Source organism: Paramicrobacterium salitolerans (genome assembly GCF_051513965.1).
GTDB lineage: Bacteria > Actinomycetota > Actinomycetes > Actinomycetales > Microbacteriaceae > Paramicrobacterium.
Genome location: NZ_CP195847.1, coordinates 619088 through 638216 on the forward strand (window position 1 = coordinate 619088; position 19129 = coordinate 638216).

The 19129-nt window shown below is 67.6% G+C and carries 19 protein-coding genes; 8 read left to right on the forward strand and 11 right to left on the reverse strand.

What is annotated here, in order from left to right; translation table 11 throughout:
- The first annotated feature begins 46 nt into the window (after nucleotides 1–46).
- Complete coding sequence (locus ACSAGD_RS02970) at nucleotides 47–1105, forward strand: tellurite resistance/C4-dicarboxylate transporter family protein (protein WP_437584249.1); 1059 nt, start codon at nucleotides 47–49, stop codon at nucleotides 1103–1105.
- 46 nt (nucleotides 1106–1151) lie between these two features.
- Here the strand turns inward: ACSAGD_RS02970 and ACSAGD_RS02975 are convergent, their stop codons facing one another.
- The 3 genes from ACSAGD_RS02975 to ACSAGD_RS02985 form a co-directional block, all read right to left on the reverse strand.
- A complete protein-coding gene (locus tag ACSAGD_RS02975; RefSeq protein ID WP_437584250.1) occupies nucleotides 1152–1454 on the reverse strand; it encodes an MGMT family protein in 303 nt (100 codons plus the stop codon).
- Entirely contained in the window at nucleotides 1454–1906 is a 453-nt protein-coding gene (locus tag ACSAGD_RS02980; protein WP_437584251.1) for a GNAT family N-acetyltransferase, read from the reverse strand. The genes ACSAGD_RS02975 and ACSAGD_RS02980 overlap by 1 nt, the downstream gene beginning before the upstream one ends.
- Before the next feature lie 72 nt (nucleotides 1907–1978).
- Entirely contained in the window at nucleotides 1979–2404 is a 426-nt protein-coding gene (locus ACSAGD_RS02985) for a hypothetical protein (protein WP_437584252.1), read from the reverse strand.
- Nucleotides 2405–2545: 141 nt separating this feature from the next.
- Here ACSAGD_RS02985 and ACSAGD_RS02990 point away from each other — a divergent pair, with 141 nt between their 5' ends.
- From ACSAGD_RS02990 to nagB, 7 genes are all read left to right on the forward strand, one after another.
- Nucleotides 2546–3745, forward strand: coding sequence for an ROK family protein (locus ACSAGD_RS02990; protein ID WP_437584253.1), 1200 nt, complete (start codon nucleotides 2546–2548; stop codon nucleotides 3743–3745).
- Nucleotides 3746–3822: 77 nt separating this feature from the next.
- Nucleotides 3823–5082, forward strand: a complete 1260-nt coding sequence (locus tag ACSAGD_RS02995; RefSeq protein ID WP_437584254.1) for an extracellular solute-binding protein — start codon at nucleotides 3823–3825, stop codon at nucleotides 5080–5082.
- Nucleotides 5083–5245: 163 nt separating this feature from the next.
- Complete coding sequence (locus ACSAGD_RS03000; RefSeq protein ID WP_437584255.1) at nucleotides 5246–6199, forward strand: carbohydrate ABC transporter permease; 954 nt, start codon at nucleotides 5246–5248, stop codon at nucleotides 6197–6199.
- Nucleotides 6196–7143 (forward strand): carbohydrate ABC transporter permease, encoded by a 948-nt coding sequence (locus ACSAGD_RS03005; protein WP_437584256.1) that lies wholly within the window; start codon nucleotides 6196–6198, stop codon nucleotides 7141–7143. The genes ACSAGD_RS03000 and ACSAGD_RS03005 overlap by 4 nt, the downstream gene beginning before the upstream one ends.
- 110 nt (nucleotides 7144–7253) lie before the next feature.
- Nucleotides 7254–8627 (forward strand): beta-N-acetylhexosaminidase, encoded by a 1374-nt coding sequence (gene nagZ, locus ACSAGD_RS03010; protein WP_437584257.1) that lies wholly within the window; start codon nucleotides 7254–7256, stop codon nucleotides 8625–8627.
- Complete coding sequence (locus tag ACSAGD_RS03015; protein ID WP_437584258.1) at nucleotides 8624–9532, forward strand: ROK family protein; 909 nt, start codon at nucleotides 8624–8626, stop codon at nucleotides 9530–9532. The genes nagZ and ACSAGD_RS03015 overlap by 4 nt, the downstream gene beginning before the upstream one ends.
- A complete protein-coding gene (gene nagB / locus ACSAGD_RS03020; protein WP_437584259.1) occupies nucleotides 9525–10304 on the forward strand; it encodes a glucosamine-6-phosphate deaminase in 780 nt (259 codons plus the stop codon). The genes ACSAGD_RS03015 and nagB overlap by 8 nt, the downstream gene beginning before the upstream one ends.
- A gap of 391 nt (nucleotides 10305–10695) precedes the next feature.
- Here nagB and tatA read toward each other — a convergent pair whose 3' ends face one another.
- The 8 genes from tatA to ACSAGD_RS03060 all read right to left on the reverse strand — a co-directional run bounded on the left by tatA (nucleotide 10696) and on the right by ACSAGD_RS03060 (nucleotide 18973).
- Complete coding sequence (tatA, locus tag ACSAGD_RS03025) at nucleotides 10696–10908, reverse strand: twin-arginine translocase TatA/TatE family subunit (protein ID WP_437584260.1); 213 nt, start codon at nucleotides 10906–10908, stop codon at nucleotides 10696–10698.
- A 126-nt stretch (nucleotides 10909–11034) separates the two neighbouring features.
- Nucleotides 11035–12405, reverse strand: coding sequence for an FAD-binding oxidoreductase (locus tag ACSAGD_RS03030; RefSeq protein WP_437584261.1), 1371 nt, complete (start codon nucleotides 12403–12405; stop codon nucleotides 11035–11037).
- A 23-nt stretch (nucleotides 12406–12428) separates the two neighbouring features.
- Nucleotides 12429–13187 (reverse strand): amino acid ABC transporter ATP-binding protein, encoded by a 759-nt coding sequence (locus tag ACSAGD_RS03035; protein WP_437584262.1) that lies wholly within the window; start codon nucleotides 13185–13187, stop codon nucleotides 12429–12431.
- Nucleotides 13184–14065: an amino acid ABC transporter permease gene (locus ACSAGD_RS03040; RefSeq protein ID WP_437584263.1), complete on the reverse strand. Its 882-nt coding sequence runs from the start codon at nucleotides 14063–14065 to the stop codon at nucleotides 13184–13186. The genes ACSAGD_RS03035 and ACSAGD_RS03040 overlap by 4 nt, the downstream gene beginning before the upstream one ends.
- An 11-nt stretch (nucleotides 14066–14076) precedes the next feature.
- Nucleotides 14077–14919 (reverse strand): ABC transporter substrate-binding protein, encoded by an 843-nt coding sequence (locus ACSAGD_RS03045; protein ID WP_437584264.1) that lies wholly within the window; start codon nucleotides 14917–14919, stop codon nucleotides 14077–14079.
- Between the two features lie 82 nt (nucleotides 14920–15001).
- Entirely contained in the window at nucleotides 15002–15463 is a 462-nt protein-coding gene (locus tag ACSAGD_RS03050; RefSeq protein ID WP_437584265.1) for a cupin domain-containing protein, read from the reverse strand.
- Nucleotides 15460–18618 carry an adenosylhomocysteinase gene (locus ACSAGD_RS03055; protein WP_437584266.1) on the reverse strand — a complete coding sequence of 1053 codons (3159 nt, stop codon included), beginning with the start codon at nucleotides 18616–18618 and terminating at the stop codon, nucleotides 15460–15462. Before ACSAGD_RS03055 ends, ACSAGD_RS03050 begins: the two co-directional genes overlap by 4 nt.
- 1 nt (nucleotide 18619) lies before the next feature.
- Entirely contained in the window at nucleotides 18620–18973 is a 354-nt protein-coding gene (locus tag ACSAGD_RS03060) for a YrdB family protein (RefSeq protein WP_437584267.1), read from the reverse strand.
- Nucleotides 18974–19129 lie beyond the last annotated feature (156 nt).

Below are 19129 nucleotides of genomic sequence, written 5' to 3' on the forward strand. Positions count from 1 at the left end.
GGCCTTCTCGCGGGCCCGGGAGACGGATGCCGATACGCTGGGAGTCGTGGAGCAGCCAGACGAATCACGCATCGCGCAGGCCGTGCGCACGCTTCCGCCCGGCTATTTCGCACTCGTGATGGCGACCGGCATCATCTCTCTCGGGCTGCAGCTCGAGGGGTACGACGCGCTCTCGTACGTGCTGCTCGCGATCGCCGCTCTCGGGTACGCTGTCCTCGTCGTTCTGACGGCGTGGCGCGGCATCCGCTACCCGGGCGCCGTCGTCCGCGACTTCGCCGGCCCCCAGAACGGGTTCTCATTCTTTACCTTCGTCGCCGGCACCAACGTGCTCGGCTCCCGGCTCGCCGCCGACAATGTCGCGGTGATTCCCGGAGTTCTGCTCGCCGTATCGTTCGCTGCGTGGATCGTCCTCGGCTATGTGATTCCGGGCCTCGTCGTGAGTCGCCATCAGGGAGACGACATTCTGAACGGGCTGAACGGAACGTGGTTCATCTGGTCCGTCGCGAGCCAATCGGTCGCGGTCCTCGCGGCATCCCTCGAGCCCACGGCGGGAGCCCTGAGCGACGCCCTCTCGATCATTGCCGTGCTGTCGTGGGGAATCGGGCTCATTCTCTACGGGGTGATCGGCTGCGCGGTTGTGATCCGCGTGCTGACGCGGGGCATCCCCGTCTCGCAGATGGGCCCGCCCTACTGGGTGACGATGGGCGCCGGAGCGATCACCGTCCTCGCCGGCTCGCGCATTGTCGAGATGAGCGACACCGCGATGGTGAGCGTCGTGCGCGCTCCGGTCGCTGCGGCAGCCGTCGTCTTCTGGGCATTCGCGACCTGGTTGATCCCCGGGCTGATCGGAATCGGAATCTGGCGGCACCTCATCCACCGGATCCCGCTGCGCTACGAGGCCGCGCTGTGGAGCATGGTGTTCCCACTCGGCATGTACGCGGTCGCCGGCATCTACCTGGGCCGTGCCGACAACCTGCCGATCGTCGGCTGGATCGGCGGCCACTTTCTCTGGGTGGCCCTCGCCGTGTGGGCGATCGTCTTCATCGCCATGATCGTGAATATCGTGCGCGCCTCGGTGCGCCCGCGAGAACCCGTCGGGGCCTGAGTAGAGCGGCATGCCTGAGTGTGGTGTGCTGGCAGGTCCGAGTCTGTCAGGATGCTCCGACGAACGCCTCGCGCGCGAGCCGGTAGTCCGGCGACGATGCCCGGCGCAGGGGAGTGCCCTCGGCGTCATAGTGCTCGCGAGCTGAGTTCTCGTGGCACTGCGGCGGTTTGCCGGAGGCCTGAACCACCCGCCACCACGGAACATCGCTCCCGTACCGGGACATGACCCATCCGACGCCGCGCGCTGAACGTGAGCCAAACGTCGCCGCGACTTGTCCGTAGCTCATGACGCGCCCCGCCGGTATCGACTCGACAACCTGCAGAACAGCCTCGACGAAGTCGTCGTTCATCAGAGCGTAAGTCGGCCGACGACCTCGCCGTACTCCGTCTCGTCGATGGGGTCGAAGCCAACCGCGCGGAAGAACTTTTCAGGGCCGCCGTCACCGGGCTCGTACATGACGTTGATGTGACCGAAGCCGCGCTTGCGTGCCTCGGAGGCGAGCGCATCGACGGCGAACTTGCCGACACCCTGACGCTGAGCCTCGGCATCCACGTTCACGCGCCAGAGAATGCTCTTGAAGTAGTCGTCGGTCTCCTCTTGGTCGAAGTTGCCCTGAATGAAGCCGACGACCTCATCGCCGTCGAGAACGACACGCTGCCAGGTGGTCGCGGGGTTCGTCACCGCTGCTGCCACGGAGTAAGACACAGGCGCGACGAATTGCTCCTGCCCCGGCTTGAGAGACAGGGCGTTCACCGCCACGATCGTCGACGCCGACAGTTCTACTACGCGAAACTCAGCCATGACTCAAGGCTAGCCGCACCCCGTGACAACCGGAAGAGCTGTGGATAACGTGACGTTCGCTGTCCGCGTTCGTCAGTTGCCCTTGCAGGCCTTGACGACGCCTTTCTCTGCCTTCTCGGCGTCCGTCAGTGCTTCGGAGAGGGCGGCGGAGTCCACGGAGTCGGGGTCGTCGACGGCGGCGTCCGCGGCGCTCGCGAATTGCTCGTCGAACGACTTCAACGCCTTCGTCATCTTGTCGACAGCGGGCTTCACATCGGGGTTCGAGACCTCGGAAACGGACTTCTCGAAGTCGGCGATCGCCGCGTTCAGGTCCTTCTTCGCCGTCGCGGGGTCATCGAGCAGCGAACCGCTCGAGCTCGTGATCGCGGAGACGAGCTCGATGTCGGCGTCGTGGAAGATGTCGCAGGCGTCGCTGACCGACTGGCCGCCCGCGCAACCGGTGAGAAGAGCGGCGGATGCGGCGAGCACGACGGCGGCGCCGAGAGCACGTGAGTTCATATGAGTTGGTTCCCCTTGTGAGCGTCGCTCCCGACCGTAGCCGATCCGACCGCGAGATGCGTGAATAACGAACAGATAAACATCGGAAATCGGAGCGGGAAAAGGTTGCACGAACATTGTTAGTAGGGTTTACTAACAAACATGAGTCCGCAGGAGTACCAGACAAGCGAGCCGATGAGCTCACGCGTCGTGAGCGGCCGCGCGCTTCGCCCCAGTGCGAAGCTGCTGCCCGAGGCCACACGCGCGCACAATCGGTCTCTCGTGCTGCAGACTCTCTACCGCAGCGGTCCGCAGAGCCGCGCGGACATCGCCCGCACGACGGAGCTCACGCGCGTCACCGTGTCCGATCTCGTCGCAGACCTGATCGAGGAGCGCTACATCGTCGAGCGCGGCCCTCGCGAGGGTTCGCGACCGGGCAAGCGCGCTACTCTCATCGACCTCGACCGCGACGGCCACCAGATGATCGCGGTCGACCTCTCGGGAGAAGACGCCTTCCGTGCCGCGGTCGTGAGCCTCGGCGGTGACATCGTCGCGCGCTGCGAGATCGCGATCGAGGATGCTCGGGGGAGCGACGCTCTCGACAAAGCACTCGAGGTGATCGACGAGGCACGAGGCCTCGCGACAGCGCCGCTTCTCGGCGTCGGCGTCGGGTCTCCCGGTATCGTCGACGACGCGGGCGTCATCCGCGTGGCCGTCAGCCTCGGATGGGAAGACGTCAATCTTCGCGCGCGCATCACTGCGCGCACCGGTCTCCCGGCCAGCGTCGCGAACGACGTGAACGCGGCCGTGCTCGCGGAGCACAGCTTCGGCGAGACCGACAGCGACGACATCATGCTGCTGCGCATCGGTCACGGTGTCGGCGCCGGTGTCATCGTCGGCGGAGCGACGTTCCGCGGCGGCCGCTTCTGGGACGGCGAGATCGGCCACGTCACCGTCGGCACCGAGCAGGGTCCGCTCTGCCGCTGCGGACGCACCTCCTGCCTCGAGGCATGGGTCGGCGTCCCGCACCTTACTGCGGGGCTCGCCGACATCGAGGCATCCGACGACAGCGATGACGCGAAAGCGGCCGCGCGCACGAACCTGCTTCGCACCGCGGGGGAGCACCTGGGCATCGCCCTCGCTCCCATCGTGCGCACTCTCGACCTGACGGACGTCGTTCTGTCGGGTCCCACAGAACTTCTGGGCGGCGACTTCATGACGTCCGCTCATGAAACCCTCCTGGCGCGGACGATGACCGGCAACCCCGGTGATCTTTCGCTCAGGATGACCACGCTCGGCCAGGACAACGTCCTGTTCGGGGCCGTGGTCCTCGTCCTCACCGGACAACTGGGGGTCTCCTAGGGGCCCCTTGCACCACACCACACCACAACGACGTGGCGGCACCCGTGCTCGCCCGCATTCCTGAGAAAGGACCTCTGATGAGGAAAACCGGCATTGTGGCCCTTGGGGCCATCGCAGCGCTGGCACTCGCCGGATGCTCCGGAAGCGCCGACGGCGCGTCTGGAAGCGACTCCGCCGAGATTCGCGTCTGGCTCGTCGGCACCGACACCCCAGACGAAGCACGCGACTACCTGAAGACGACCTTCGAAGAGGAGAACCCCGGTTCGACTCTCGTGATCGAAGAGCAGCAGTGGAACGGTCTTGTCGACAAGTACACGACCGCACTCTCCGGATCCGACGCCCCTGACGTCGTCGAGATCGGAAACACGCAGGCAGCTGCCTTCACCTCGGCCGGTGCATTCACCGACCTCACCGACAAGTACGAAGAGCTCGGCGGCGACAACCTGCTGAAGGGCTTCGTCGAGGCCGGAACCTACGAAGACAAGATCTACGCGTACCCGTACTACTCGGGTGCTCGCGTCGTGTTCTACACGCCGCAGATCTTCGACGGCGCGGTTCCCACCACGCTCGACGAGTACGTCGAAGCGGGCATCACGATGAAGGAGAACGGCGTCGCCTCCGGCATCTACGCACCGGGTAAGGACTGGTACAACGTCCTCCCGTTCGTGTGGGAGAACGGCGGCTACGTCGCTGAGCAGCAGGACGACGGAAGCTGGAAGGCCGGCTTCTCGAGCGAGGGCGGCATCGCCGGCCTCGAGCAGATGCAGTCCATCTACGAGAGCGCTACGTCCGCTCCGAAGGACGGCGACGAGACGAACGCCCAGGTTCCCTTCTGTGAGGGCAACGTCGGCTTCCTCTCCGCACCGAGCTGGTTCCAGTGGTCGCTGAAGGCTGAGGCTGACGCAGACACCCCCGGCTGCCCCGACACCTACGGCAAGGACGTGACCGCATTCGCGCTCCCCGGTAAGGATGGCGGCGCTGCCGCGGCCTTCGCCGGTGGCTCGAACATCGCGATCCCGGCGAAGTCGAAGAACCAGGAGCTCGCGTACAAGGCGCTGCAGATCATGCTCTCGCCTGAGTACCAGGAGCTTCTCGCTGCCAAGGGTCTCATCCCCGCTACCAGCGAGGCGAACGGTGCCCTTCCGGAGGACGCAGTGACCGCTGCTGCCGCCGCTGCCGCTGAGGCATCCCGCCTGACGCCCGCTGCTCCGAAGTGGGCTGACGTCGAGGCCTCTGAGGTCATCAAGGACTCCCTCGTCAAGATCGCTCAGGGTGGCGACGTGACGAAGATCGCGAAGTCTCTGGACAAGCAGATCGAGGAGATCCTCAACAGCTGACCCGCTGTTTCCCCCACCTGGCGGGTCTTGATGGGCGGCGAGTCGGTTCGTCTCGCCGCCCATCCACCCCGCCTCACGGTCCCTCCCGTGATGTGACCCCTCAAGCCCTTTCCCTCACCCGATTCCCTCATCCCTCACGCCCACCGCATCAGAAGGAGCAAGCATGACCCATACGGTCAGCTCACCCCGAGCGGATACGCTGCTGCGGCGCCACAAGAAACCGCGTCGCAAGCCTCTCCTCCGTTTAACGCCGTGGCTCATGTTGGCTCCGGCCACAGCCGTCCTGCTCGTCATGACCGGCTATCCGCTCATCCGGATGGCGATCAACTCGTTCCAGGAGTACGGCAAGGCACAGATCTTCGGCGCCCCACCCGAGTGGGTCGGGCTCAAGAACTACACCGACACGCTCACCGATCCCACATTCTGGGCGGTCGCCGGTCGAAGCTTCGCCCTCATGGCCGTCCTCGTCATCGCGACGATGGGACTCGGCATCCTCATCGCCCTCCTCATGAACAAGGTGGGTACGTTCTTCCGACTCCTCATCTCCATCGGCCTTCTGCTTGCCTGGGCGATGCCTCCGGTCTCATCGGTCATCGTCTGGGGCTGGATCGTCGACACCAAGTACGGTCTGCTCAACTGGACCCTCAACACGATCACCGGAACCGACAACTGGTCCGGCCATTCCTGGCTGATCGACCCGCTGTCGTTCTTCGCGGTGCTCGTCGTCATCATCACCTGGATGTCGGTGCCGTTCGTGGCCTTCACGGTCTACGCGGGCCTCACCCAGGTGCCCGAGGAGGTTCTCGAGGCTGCGCAGCTCGACGGAGCGGGCGGCATCAAGCGCTTCTTCCTCGTTGTGCTTCCGTACCTCAAGAGCATCCTGCTCGTGACCGCTGTGCTGCAGATGATCTGGGACCTCCGCGTGTTCACGCAGGTCTACACGCTGCAGGGACTCGGCGGTATCTCCAGTCAGACCGACGTGTTCGGTACGTACATCTTCCACCTGGGTTCGAGCAACCTCGGCGGTGCCGGTGCGGTGTCGTTCATCATGGTCGCGATGATGCTCGCGATCTCCATCTACTACGTGCGCAAGACAGTTAAGGACGAAGAGATATGAGTCTCGCAACGCGCGTCGGGCCGAGCCGCACAGCGACGGCGCCCTCGGAGCCGACGACTCCCATCGAGAAGCGTCGCCTGAGCCCTGCTGCCGCCCTGCGGAACGCATCGTCGAAGACGCTCTGGGGCGTCATGTCGGTCATCGTCTTCATATGCTCGGTGTTCCCCGTCTACTGGATGCTGAACACCTCGTTCAAGCCGAACGCCGACGTCATCAGCCCGACCCCGCAGTGGTGGCCGGAGAACTTCACGTGGCGCAACTACATGACGGTGCTGTTTGAGCCCGCCCGGCCCGACCGCGCAAATTTCCCATCGTCGTTCGTCATGTCGCTCGCGGTCACCGGACTCACGCTGCTGATCTGTCTGCTGTTCGCCTTCATCGGAGCGGTCGCGGTCTCGCGATTCAAGTTCCGCGGTCGCCGCCAGTACATCATCGCGCTGCTGATCATTCAGATGATCCCCGGTGAGGCGCTCATGTTCACCATCTTCGGCATGATCGACTCCTGGCGCCTGCTGAATACGGTCATCGGTCTGACGATCGTGTATCTAGCCGGTGTGCTGCCGTTCACGATCTGGATGCTGCGCGGCTTCGTCGCCGGTGTTCCCGCCGACCTCGAAGAAGCGGCCATGATCGACGGCTGCACCCGCACCCAGGCATTCTGGAAGGTCACCTTCCCGCTGCTCGCCCCCGGCCTCATCGCCACCGGTGTGTTCGCGTTCATCCAGGCGTGGAATGAGTTCCTCATGGCGCTCATCATCATGCAGAGCCCGGGCTCCTACACGCTGCCCATCTGGCTCCGCGCGTTCCAGCAGGCCACTCAGTCCACGAACTGGGCGGCTATTATGGCCGGATCGACGCTCCTCGCGCTGCCCGTCGTCATCTTCTTCCTGTTCGTGCAGGGACGAATGACCGGCGGACTGGTCAGCGGCGCAGTGAAAGGATGACCCGGGTGCCCCCCTGCCAGATATCAGCAACTCTTCTTCCAGGATTCGAAGGCACCGAACTACCCGACTGGCTCGCAGCACGTCTGCGTGCTGGCCTGGGTGGGGTGTGCGTGTTCGGGCCCAACATCACGGATGCCGCGCAGCTGCGTCGCCTCACCGACCAGATCCGCGAAGCCAACCCTCAGGCGATCATCGCGATCGACGAGGAGGGCGGAGACGTCACCCGTCTGCACTACGCCACCGGGTCGCCGTTTCCGGGCAACGCGGTGCTCGGGCGCCTCGACGACACCGAGGTGACCGCGCGTGTGGCGGCATCCGTGGCCACTGACCTGAGGTCGGTCGGCTGCAACCTGGACTTCGCGCCCACGATCGACGTGAACTCGAACCCGTTGAACCCTGTGATCGGAGTGCGGAGCTTCGGCGCTGGCGAAGAGCTCGTCGCGCGCCATGGCACCGCGTGGATCACTGGGCTGCAGAGCACTGGAATGGCTGCCTGCGCCAAGCACTTCCCGGGGCACGGAGACGTCGACACCGACTCGCACCTCGCGCTTCCGGTGCTGGACGTCGACCGCGAGACCCTGCGCAAGCGGGAACTCGTTCCGTTCGAGGCCGCGGTGAAGGCGGGCGTGCGGGCGGTCATGACGAGCCACATCCTGCTGCCGCAGATCGATCCGGAACACCCCGCGACGATGTCGCGCATCGTGCTGCAGGAGCTCCTTCGCGAGGAGCTCGGCTTCGACGGGCTCATCGTGAGCGATGCGCTCGACATGGCCGGGGCCAGCGGCGAGCTGGGCATTCCGGAAGCCGCCGTTCGAGCTCTCGCGGCCGGTGTCGACCTGCTGTGCATCGGCACGCGCAACACCGACGAGCAGCTCGCCGAGATCGAGCTTGCCATCGCGTCCGCCGTGGTCGAGGGTCGTCTCGACGCGGACCGCATCGTGGACGCAGCGAAGCGCGTCGCCGCCGTGGCCGAGACCCTCACCGTCGACGAGCCGAAGGACATCACGACGGAGGTCTCCGAGGAAGCAATCGCTGAGACGACGCGCGCCTTCGACATCCGTGTGGACGACGCCACTCTCGATGCGGCCCGCGCTCCCGCGGCCATCGTGAGCCTCGACGCGGTCGCGAACATCGCGGTCGGGGTCGCCCCCTGGGGGCCGTTCACCGTCGCAGATCCGTGGCCCGGGGTGCCGATCGTGGGCGTCGACGTCGGCAGCCAGGGCGACGAGAGCGTCGAGGATGCCGTCGCGCGCATCGCTGCGGCCGCAGGCGATGGTCTTCTGATCGTCGTCGGCAAGGGCAACCACCGCCACGCGCGGTCCACACAGCTGGTTGACGCTCTGCGGGCCGCTGGTCGCGCGGTTCTCACGGTCGACATGGGGTGGCCCGATGACGCGCGTGCGTACGCCGACATCGCAACGTTCGGCGCATCACGGCTCGTAGGAGTCGCTCTGCTCGAGCTGCTGGGCGGCGAGGCTTCGTGATCGTCGGAGTCGATGTCGGCGGCACGACCACTGCCGGGGTGGCGCTCGACGCCGACGGAAACCAGCTGGCTCGCGCGCGTAAGGTCACCGTTCCTGGAACAGAGGCCGTCGTCGGGGCGATCCAGGCGGTCGTCGCCGAGCTCGCGGCATCCGTCCCTGAGCACCGAGCCGAGATCGAGAGCATCGGCATCGGCATCCCAGGTCGGGTGGACGCTGGGCACGTGACGCACGCCGTCAACATCGACGTCGTCGACCTCGACCTGGCCGGGGTGCTCGAAGAACGCCTCGGCGCACCTGTCACGGTCGAGAACGATGTGAAGGCCGCCGCGCTCGGCGCCGCACGTGAGATCGGCGCCGAAAATTCGCTCGCGTACCTCAACCTCGGCACGGGCGTCGCCGCTGGAATCGTGGTGGACGGTCAGATCTGCAACGGAGCCACAGGCGCCGCGGGTGAGATCGGACACCTCAGCATCCGACCCGACGGTCGTGAGTGCCTGTGCGGACAGCGCGGCTGCATCGAAACCCTCGCGGGCGGAGGAAGCATCGCCGCGCGCTGGGGGAGGGCAGAGGCGTTTCCTGTTCGCGCGATGTTCGACGCGGCTGATGCCGGCGACCCGGAAGCCGTCGCGATTCGCGACGACCTCGCACTCGGCGTCTCGAGCGCCGTGCGGGCTCTCGCCCTGACCGTCGACGTCGACGCTGTCGTGCTCGGCGGCGGCATCAGCGCCCTCGGTGAGCGATTGCTCGTGCTCGTTCAAGACCGGATACGCTCAGAAGCGAGCAGATCGCGGTTCCTCGCGTCGCTCAACTTGGATTCCCGAATCAGCATCGTCCCGCACCAGGCGTCCGTCGCCGCGCTCGGCGCCGCCCTGGTCGGACTACAGAAGGAAAAGGTCTATGGCTGAAGTCATCATCGTCGAGTCGAAGGATGCCGCCGGAGCACTCGTCGCCGAGGAGATCGCTGCGCTGGTGGCTGCGAAGCCCACCGCCGTTCTGGGACTCGCGACGGGCTCGACCCCGCTACCCGTGTATCGTGCGTTGGCGGAGCGACGCGACTCGATGGATCTGTCGAAGATCACCGGCTTCGCGCTCGACGAGTATGTGGGGCTGCCGGTCGAGCATCCTGAGAGCTATCGTTCCGTCATCAACCGCGAGGTCGTCGAACCACTCGGGCTCGACCCCGACCGCATCCATGTCCCCAACGGCTCCCTCGAGACGATCGAGCACGCGGGCGCGGACTACGAGGCTGCAATCGAGGCGGCCGGCGGCATTGACCTGCAGATCCTCGGAATCGGAACGACAGGCCACATCGGGTTCAACGAGCCCGGGTCCTCGTTCGCTTCGCGCACCCGCGTGAAGACACTCACGGAGCAGACGCGTCGCGACAACGCGCGCTTCTTCGACTCCGAGGACGACGTGCCGATGCACTGCATCACGCAGGGCCTCGGCACCATCCATCGTGCGCGGCACCTTGTGCTGCTGGCGTTCGGCGAGGGCAAGGCCCCCGCGATCGCCGGTGCGGTCGAGGGCCCCGTCACGGCATCCCTGCCCGGTTCCGCGCTGCAGCTCCACGAGCGCGCGACGGTGATCGTGGACGAGGCGGCGGCGTCTCAGCTGAAGAACGCCGACTATTACCGCCACTCGTACGCGAACAAGCCCACCTGGCAGGGCCTCTAGACCTCGGCGCTGGCAGCACCGTTGTTCCCCCACACACGCTGACACCCCCGCACACTGTCAGCACTCCCAAACTGCCAGCGCCGAGCCCCCGTCAAAAATGGCGAGGAATCGTAACGATTCCTCGCCATTTTTGACGTCTGGTGCGGGCCGCGGCGCGTGGGCGCGCGGGGCGGGCCGTGGGTGCGCGTGGCGCGCGGGCCGCGTGGCGCGTGGGCGCGTGCGGGGGGTGGCGTGGGTGCGCGTGGGTGCGGGGCGCGGGTGCGGGGCGTGGCGCGGGCGCGTGGGTGCGGGGCGCGGGTGCGGGGCGTGGCGCGGGCGTGCGGGTGCGGCGCGTGGCGTGGCGTCGGCGCGTGGCGGCGCGGGCGCCGCGGGACGTGGGCGGTGCGACGCGTCAGGCGGCGTCGGTGCGCTGCGCCTCGGCATCCTTCGACGACGTGGTCGCGTCGGAGTCACCGTTGTCGGTGACCTCGCGGACCTCCTTCTTGAAGATCTTCATCGACTCGCCGACGCTCTTGGCGAGGCCCGGGAGCTTCGGAGCACCGAACAGCAGCAGGATGATGAACAGGATGATGACGAAGTGCCATCCGGTGAGATTCGCGAGCATAGTGACCTCCGCGTCGACACTCGAAAAGTACAGGTTCCCCAATAATACGCGCAAACCTTACAAAACCGGCATCGGGTTCTGCGGACGGTGGTCAGGCGGCGTTTGACGCGAGGACTCAGGGAGCGGTCAGAAGACTTTTCCGGGGTTCAGGATGCCGAGGGGGTCGAAGACCGTCTTGATCTGGCGCTGCAGCTCCACCTGATCGACGCCGAGCTCCGCCGCGAGCCAGCGCTTCTTCAGGGTGCCGACGCCGTGCTCCCCGGTGAGCGTGCCGCCGAGTCGCAGCGCCGCCTGGAACAGCTCGTCGGCGGCCCGCCAGACGTGCTCCGGAACCTCCGGCCCCTCGAACACGAAGTTCGGATGCAGGTTGCCGTCGCCCGCGTGGGCGAGGGTCGGGATGCTCACGCCGAACTTCCGCTCGATGGTCTCGATCTCGGAGAACATCGCGGGCATGGCGGAGCGGGGAACGGAGATGTCTTCGATGAGCGTCGTGCCGAGGCGTTCGAGAGACGCATGCGCGGCCCGGCGCGTGGCGAGAAGCCGCTCGCCTTCGGCGCGGTCGGTCGTGAGATCGGCATCCGCCCCCATCTCGGTGAGGATGTCGAGAGCACGGCGCGCATCGGCGGCTGCCGAGGGACCGTCGAACTGAACGGCGAGGTGCGCAGCCCCGCGGCTCGACAGGTCGCCGCCCACGAAGTCGTCGATCGCCCGCAGGGTCTTCGGGTCGACGAGCTCCATGACGGCGGGCTGCAGACCGGCCGCCGTGAGCGCGGCGGAGGCTGTCGCGGCATCCACCACCGTGTCGAAAAATGCGGCGATCGTCGCGATCTCGCCCTCGACGACGCGGCGCAGCCGCACGGTCGCCTCCACGATGACGCCGAGGATGCCCTCCGACCCGACCATGAGCGCGGTCAGGTCGAGCCCCGTGACGCCCTTGACGCTGCGGTGCCCAGTGGAGATGAGGCGACCATCGGCCAGCACGACCTTCAGGGCGAGCACCGCGTCGCGCGTCACGCCGTACTTCGCGCACAGCAGCCCGCCGGCGTTCGTCGCGATGTTGCCGCCGACCGTGGAGATCGCGCGTGAGGCGGGGTCCGGCGCGAACCACAGCCCGTGCTGCGCCAGCTGCGCGTTGAGGTCGGCGTTGATGATTCCCGGTTCGACGACCGCGAGAAGGTCGGCTTCGTTGACCTCGAGAACACGGGTCATGGATGCCGTGGAGAGCACGATCTGCCCCGCCGACGCGATCGACGCCCCGGCGAGACCGGTTCCGGCACCGCGCGTGACGACCGGCGTGCGGGTGCGTGTGGCGATGCGCATCGTCTGCTGCACGTCGTCGATGCTGCGGGCGTCGACGATCGCGAGGGGCGCGGTAGCCGAGCGGTGGCCCGACTGGTCCGCCTGGGCGGCGCTGAGCCCGGCGGCATCCGTCGAGACCTTCTCGCCGAGCGCCTCGACGAGCTGGGCGATCACCGAAGAGCCTGTGTCTGCAGTCACCCCGCCAGCTTAGGACCCGCGGCTCAGAAGCCCTGCCCGGCGTGACGCACCCGCGACAGGAACGCTTGGGTTTCGGGATGCTCCGGAGCGTCGAAGATCTGCTCGGGCGGCCCGGCCTCGACGATCGTTCCGTTCGAGAGGAAGATCACGCGGTCGGCGACGCGTCGCGCGAACGACATCTCGTGTGTGGCCATCATGATGGTGCTGCCGGCGACCTTGAGCTCGCCGACGAGATCGAGAACCTCGCCCACCAGCTGCGGGTCGAGTGCGCTTGTGATCTCGTCGAGCAGCAGAAGCTCCGGCTCGGTGGCGATGGCGCGGGCGATCGCGACGCGCTGCTGCTGCCCACCGGAGAGCCGGTCGGGGTATTCGTGCGCCTTCGCCTCGAGGCCGATGCGGCGCAGCAGCTCGAGTCCGCGGGTCTCCGCCTCGGCCTTGCGGACCTTGAAGACCGAGCGACTGGCGAGCGTGATGTTGTTCAGCACGGTGAGGTGCGGAAAGAGGTTGTAGTGCTGAAAGACGACGCCGATGCGTGCGCGGATGCTGTCGGCATCCACCCGCGGATCGGTGATGTCGTCCCCCTGCAGGAAGATCTGACCGTCGTCGACGCGCTCGAGCAGGTTGATGGTCTTGAGCAGCGTCGACTTGCCGGAGCCGCTCGCTCCGATGAGCACGACCACCTCGTGCTCGGCCACGTCGATGTCGATGCCCTGCAGCACAGGGGTCTTGCCGAACCACTTCTGCACGCCGTCGACCCGCAGAACGGGAGTCTTCTCGGTCACACCTGACCTCCCATCTGCTCGCGACGCTGCGCTCTGGCGGTGTACCAGTCGGTGAGGCGGATCATCGGCCACGACAGCGCAACGAAGAGGAGACCGGCGACGACGTACGGGGTGAAGTTGTACACGCTCGCGACCTCGATCTGCGCCGCGCGAATCGCGTCGACCGCGCCGAGCACCGAGATCAGGCCGACGTCCTTCTGCATCGACACGAAATCGTTCATGAGGGCCGGCGTGACCTTGCGCACCGCCTGCGGGAGCACGATGCGGCGTAGCGTCGTCGAGTACGAGAGCCCGAGGGAGCGGGCGGCCATGCGCTGTGAGGGGTGCACGGCTTCGATGCCGGCGCGCAGCACCTCGGCGACGTACGACGAGTACGTCAGGGTGAGGGCGATGGTGCCCCAGAACTGCATGGGCAGCCGCTCGGTGAACCCGAGGGCGGGGATGCCGAAGCCGACGAGGTACAGCACAAGCAGAAGCGGGATGCCTCGGAAGAAGTCCGTGTAGATCGCAGCGCCGATGCGCAGCGGAGCGAACACGGCGCCGCGGAGGGTGCGGGCGATCGCGAGCAGCGAACCGAAGAACGCGACGAGGATCGTCGCGAAGAACAGCACCTGAATGTTCAGCCAGAGGCCGAGCAGCACGTCGGGGAACGACCGGACCGCGGTCTCCCAGTCGAAGAACGAGCGCTTGACCTCGCTCCAGCCGGGACTGTTGACCAGCACGAGCCAGACGACGATCGCGAAGACGATCGTGCTGGCGGCGCTGATCAGAAGCGAACGGATGCTTTGGCGACGCCGAAACGCGCGTCGATCCAGCTCCGCGGCGCTCGGCTCCGGTCGGACGAGCGCAGCGGACGCTGGTGATGACGCGCTTGTCACGCGGGGGCCACCTATGACAGCACCTTCGCGCCGGCGTTGTCGGCGAGCCACTTCTCGGCGAGCGTGTCGAGAGTGCCGTCCTCACGGAGGGCGTCGACCGCCTTCGAGACGGGCTCGGTCAGCGGCGAGTCGTTCTCGAGGAGGAACGACAGCTCGTCGCCGCCCTCGGAGCTCTCGAACTGACCGACCAGAACGCCGTCATCAAGCACGGCGTTGGCGTTGTAAAACGCGGTCGGCAGGTCGGTGACGAGGGCGTCGATGTTGCCGGCGATGAGCGCCTGCACGGTGTCTTCGTTGCTGTTGAAGATGGCCGGGTCAACGCCGACGGCCTCCTTCACGGCGGCGATCGAGGTGGAGCCCGCCGCGACGCCGATCTTCACGTCTTTGAGGTCGGCCAGGCTCTCGGCATCCGCTGCCGGGCTGCCCTCGACGGAGACGATGCCCTGCGTGGTCTCGAAGTACGGGGACGAGAAGTCGACGGCCTTCTCGCGGTCTTCGTTCGCGGAGAACTGCTGGATGTTGACGTCGAAGTCCTTCGGGCCCGGAGCGATCACGGTGTCGAACGGTGTGCGGATCCACACGACGTCGTCTTTGTCGAAGCCGAGCTCCTCGGCGACGGCGTAGGCCACAGCGGCCTCGAAGCCCTCACCCGACTCGGGGTCGTCGTTCTCGACCCAGGGGGAGTAGGCGGGTTCGCCGGTCGCGATGGTGAACTTGCCCTCGGTGACGGTCTGGAGAGCGCCGTCGTCGGTCGCGGCATCCGACGAGCCTGAGGCCGAGCAGCCGGAGAGAGCGAGGGCGGCGACGATCGACGCACCGAGGGCGATCGTGCGGAGGGAAGAGGTCGTAGACACGCGGGGCTCCTGAAGATGGAAGGGAGGGCGGCGCTGGCGCGCCGATGTTCACTGTAATGTGCGACGTGCCACGGTCAAAATGTCAGTGACGTTCTGTTTCTGCAGAGCGGGCGAGGCGCCAGTCGGCGAAGTCGAATCCGGGGGTGACGAGGCAACTCACGAGCACGTTCTCATCGCCGGGGAGAGTGCGCTGCCACGTGCCGGCGGGAATGAGCAGCTGCTGCACCGCACCGGGCGTTGTGGGCGAGCCGAGCGTGTCGATGATGCCCTCGGAGACCGGTTCGTCATCGGTTCCGCCGCGCTCCAGCTGCAGGGGACCGGGGCCGTGCCAGAGCCAGATCTCGTCGGAGCGCACCACGTGCCAGGCGGACTGCTCGCCGGACCGCAGCCAGAAGTGGATGAGGGTGGCGGCCGGTCGCTCACCGGCATCCGTCTGGATCGCGTCAGCTGCGGTGTACGTGCGTCGATACCAGCCGCCCTCGGGGTGCGGTTCGAGATCGAGTGCCGCGACGGCGTCGTAGGGGGTGTCGGATGCTTCGGTCACGGGGTCTCCTCGTGGGTGAAAACGGTGGCTCCGGCGACGATGGTGCGGCGGCAGGTGCCGGCTCCGGATTCGACGAGCTGCGCGAGGGCGTCGTCGGGGTCGGTGGCGTCGACGTCGAAGAACGCGAGGTCGGCGAAGGCCCCCACGGCGAGCTGACCGACGCGGCGCTCGCCGACGCTGAGCCCGAGGGCGTGAGCGCCGCCGAGGGTGACCGCGTGGAAGAGCCGCTGGTGCAGGTCGGGCTCGGCGTAGCCCTGGTCGCGGGCGATCGCGTGGAGGCGGGCGACGTCGGCGAGGGGGTCCAGCGAGGGGGAGGAGGAGAGCGAGTCGGTGCCGACGCAGATGAGGTTGCCCTCGCGCAGGTACGCGGCGACGGGCGGCTCGTCGAGTCCGATGATCTCGTTCGACCGCGGGCACAGCGCCACCGACGTGCCGCGGGCGCGCAGCAGCGAGCGGTCGCGGCCGGTCATGTAGATGCCGTGCGCGATGTGGCAGTCGGGGCCGAGCACGCCGAGCTGATCGACGAACTGCGTGGAGCTGACGCCGACCCCCTGGCGGCGCAGCGCGCGGAAGCTGGAGGCGCCGAGCTCGGCCCAGGCCTCGTCGCCCGGAAGACCCTCGCGTTCGATGTGCGCCTCGGCGAGGTGGATGTGCAGGCGCATGCCGCGATTGCGCACGACGTCGGGAACGTCGAGCAGCGGCTGCACCTCGAGGGAGTACGGGGCGTGCGGTGAGACGCCGACGCCGGGGGAGTCCGGCATGCTGTCGAGCTCGGAGATCGTGGTGTCGCGGCCGCGGGCGTGCCAGTCGGCGTTGCTCCAGCCGATGACCTCCCAGTACGCGATGCCGTGCAGGCCTGCGTCATGCAGGGCCGACATCGCCTCGCGGTCCGTCACGACGTCGGCGAGGGCGGTGGTTCCGGATGCCACGGCGAGACGCGCTCCGTCGCGGGCGGCGGTCTTCCAGTCATGGCGGTTCTCGTCGGAGTACACCTCGTCGAACGCGGCGGCCCAGTCGTCGAAGCCGCGGTACCGGCGCGCGGCGACATCGGCCATGTGCGTGTACTGCAGGTGCGTGTGGGCGTTGATGAGGCCCGGGGTGATGACGCCGTTCCAGTGCTCTTCGACGAAGTCCGTTCCGGTGTCGCGCAGTGACTGCAGCACCCAGCGGCGGTCGCCGACGTGCAGGATGCGGTCGCCCTGCACCGCGACGGCGCCGTTCCGGATGCGCGGTGCGGTGACGGGGATGACCAGCGGCGCGGTGTACACCGTGACCGTTGCCTGGGTCGGGTCCGCGGTGTCGCGCGTGAGGAGAGCGATGGGCTCGGTCGGTGGTGCCGCGCTTGTGGCGGCATCCGGTGCGTCAGCGTGGGGTGTTTGGGCGTAGGTGGTCGCGTTGGCCTCGGCAGACGCCTCGGCGGTCTGCGGGGCGGCCGGCGGTGGCATCGCGACGGCGTGGCCGCGGGCGGCGAGGGCGAGCCGGGCGATCTCCGCCTCGCGGTGCGTGGTGAGGTCGTGGAGTCCCGGAGCGATAGACGGGGAGTCGGTGAGCACACCGGCATCCAGCAGCTGCTCGACGGCGGCGAGCTGGGCCGCGAACGAGAGGTCCATGATCTCGATGGGGTTGCCGCCGCTCGCAGTGTAGTTGATGCCGTGCCCGTGGGCGAGCACGGTCACGGTGTGCGCGTCGCCCGTGCCGCCGCACGCGTCGGTTCGGTCGCCGGTGCCGGTTCCGGTGCGCGGGAGCGTGACGGTGCTCACGTGGTCGTCGAGGTCCGTCCACATCGCGTCCGGCAGCTCGACTTCGCCGTCGACACCGCCCGCGACGGCGAAGACCGTGCCGGGGCGCGCGGCTGCCGCCAGAGCGGTGTCGATCGTGGCGGGAACGCCGGTCGCCGAGACGACGATGTCGGCGCGGGCGACGGCGGACGCGGCATCCACCTCGAACCCATCGGCCTCGGCCGCGAGACATCGAACCGGGTCGATGTCGGTGACGATGACGCGTGCTCCGAGGGCGCGTGCGTGACGGCAGACGCCTTCGCCGACCGGGCCGTAGCCGATGACGAGCCAGGTCGCGGTGAACGGCTCTGCGGCGCGGGCTGTGGGGTCGAGGATGCCGCGGGTGCGTGCGCCGCGAAGCACGTCGTGAATCGCGAAGACGCACGTCTGCCCAGTTCCGTGGCGGTTGTCGAAGAGCGTCTTGATGCGGGCGTCGTTCACCGGGACGACGGGGACGCGCAGCTCACCGGCGCGGTCCATCTCGCGCAGCGGGCGGACGCCGCTCGTGGTCTCTTCGGCGGCGCCGCGCAGCTCGGCGAGGGCGGCCGGGTCGGTGTGCGCGCGACGGATGAGGTGGGCGCCGTCGTCGATGATGAGCTGCGGCTTCCATCGCAGCAGGTCGCGCTCCTGCTCGGCATCCTCGTCGGGAGTCGCATCGGGGGAGCCGAGCACGACGATGCCGCGGGCGCGCAGTGAGGCGGCGGCATCCGGTGAAACTTCGTTGGCGGGGGCGAACACACGCACGTCTGCTCCGGCGCGCATGAGCTCGATCGCGAGCACGGCGGTCTTGGGCTCGAGCACGAGCACGATGCCGATGCGCACGCCACGCAGCCGGTCCGACTGCGCAAGGCGGGAGGCCAGCGCGCGCGTGATGGGCATGGCCTCGGCGGCCCACTCGATGCGCACGGCTCCAGCCGCGGAGAGGTGATCGTCGGGAATGAGCGCAGCAGGTTCAGCAGGCGAGATCGCGTCGCGGTCGAGCACGGCGAAGTCGCCGCGGGATGCCGTCATGGCTCGAAGCCCGGCGGGCAGAAGCCGCTTGAGCGGTTCGGCGCTGCTGGCGGCATCCTCTGTTCTGCCCAGCAGACCGGCCCCGTCGATCACGATCGCCGTTCCGAGTGACGTGCGTGCCTGGTCAGCCGGTCGCGTGAGCCAGTCGCGAATCCCGGCTGCGGTGTCGCTGTCGTCGGGGTCGCTGGTGATAAGGACGTCGCTTGTCGCCGGGTCGACGACGTGGCCGCCCATGCCACGGATCATGGCGCGCAGGGTGTCGTCGACGTCGGTGGCGCCGGGGACGCCGAAGCGCACACCGGCGATCAGGCGGTTGGTGGTGCGGTTGTAGGCGGTGAGCAGGTCGACGGCGCGGGCCGCCGTCATGTCAGCTGAGCTCCTTGCGGCCGGTCATGACGCCGACCACGATGGCTGCGACGGCGAAGATGCCGGCGACGATGGGGAAGCCCATGTCCCACCAGCCGAACACGGCGGTGCCCATGACGGCGATCTCGACGATCGCCTTGCCGAAGACGTCAACGTGGAAGACCGCCTTGGGGGAGCGGAAGAGTGCCCACAGCAGGATCGCGATGATCGGAGCGCCGAGCCCGACCGCGATGTTCCAGAACGGCGGGAAGGCCACGAACCCCCAGATCGCGAGCGAGACGATGGCGAAGATCTCCAGCACGAACCGGATGATGTCGAGCGCGGAAACGCGCACGGGAGCAGGTGTTGACGTCACGCTTCCAGTCTACGTAAGTCGACCTGAGCGTGCTGCGTGTTCGACCGTCAGTCGAGTACGTCAGCCACGCGCAGTGTTTGGGCGTACATCGCGTATGGGTAGAGCTCGACGGCGGGAATCCGGCGTAGCGATTCGGGTAGAGAGTCGATGACGTCC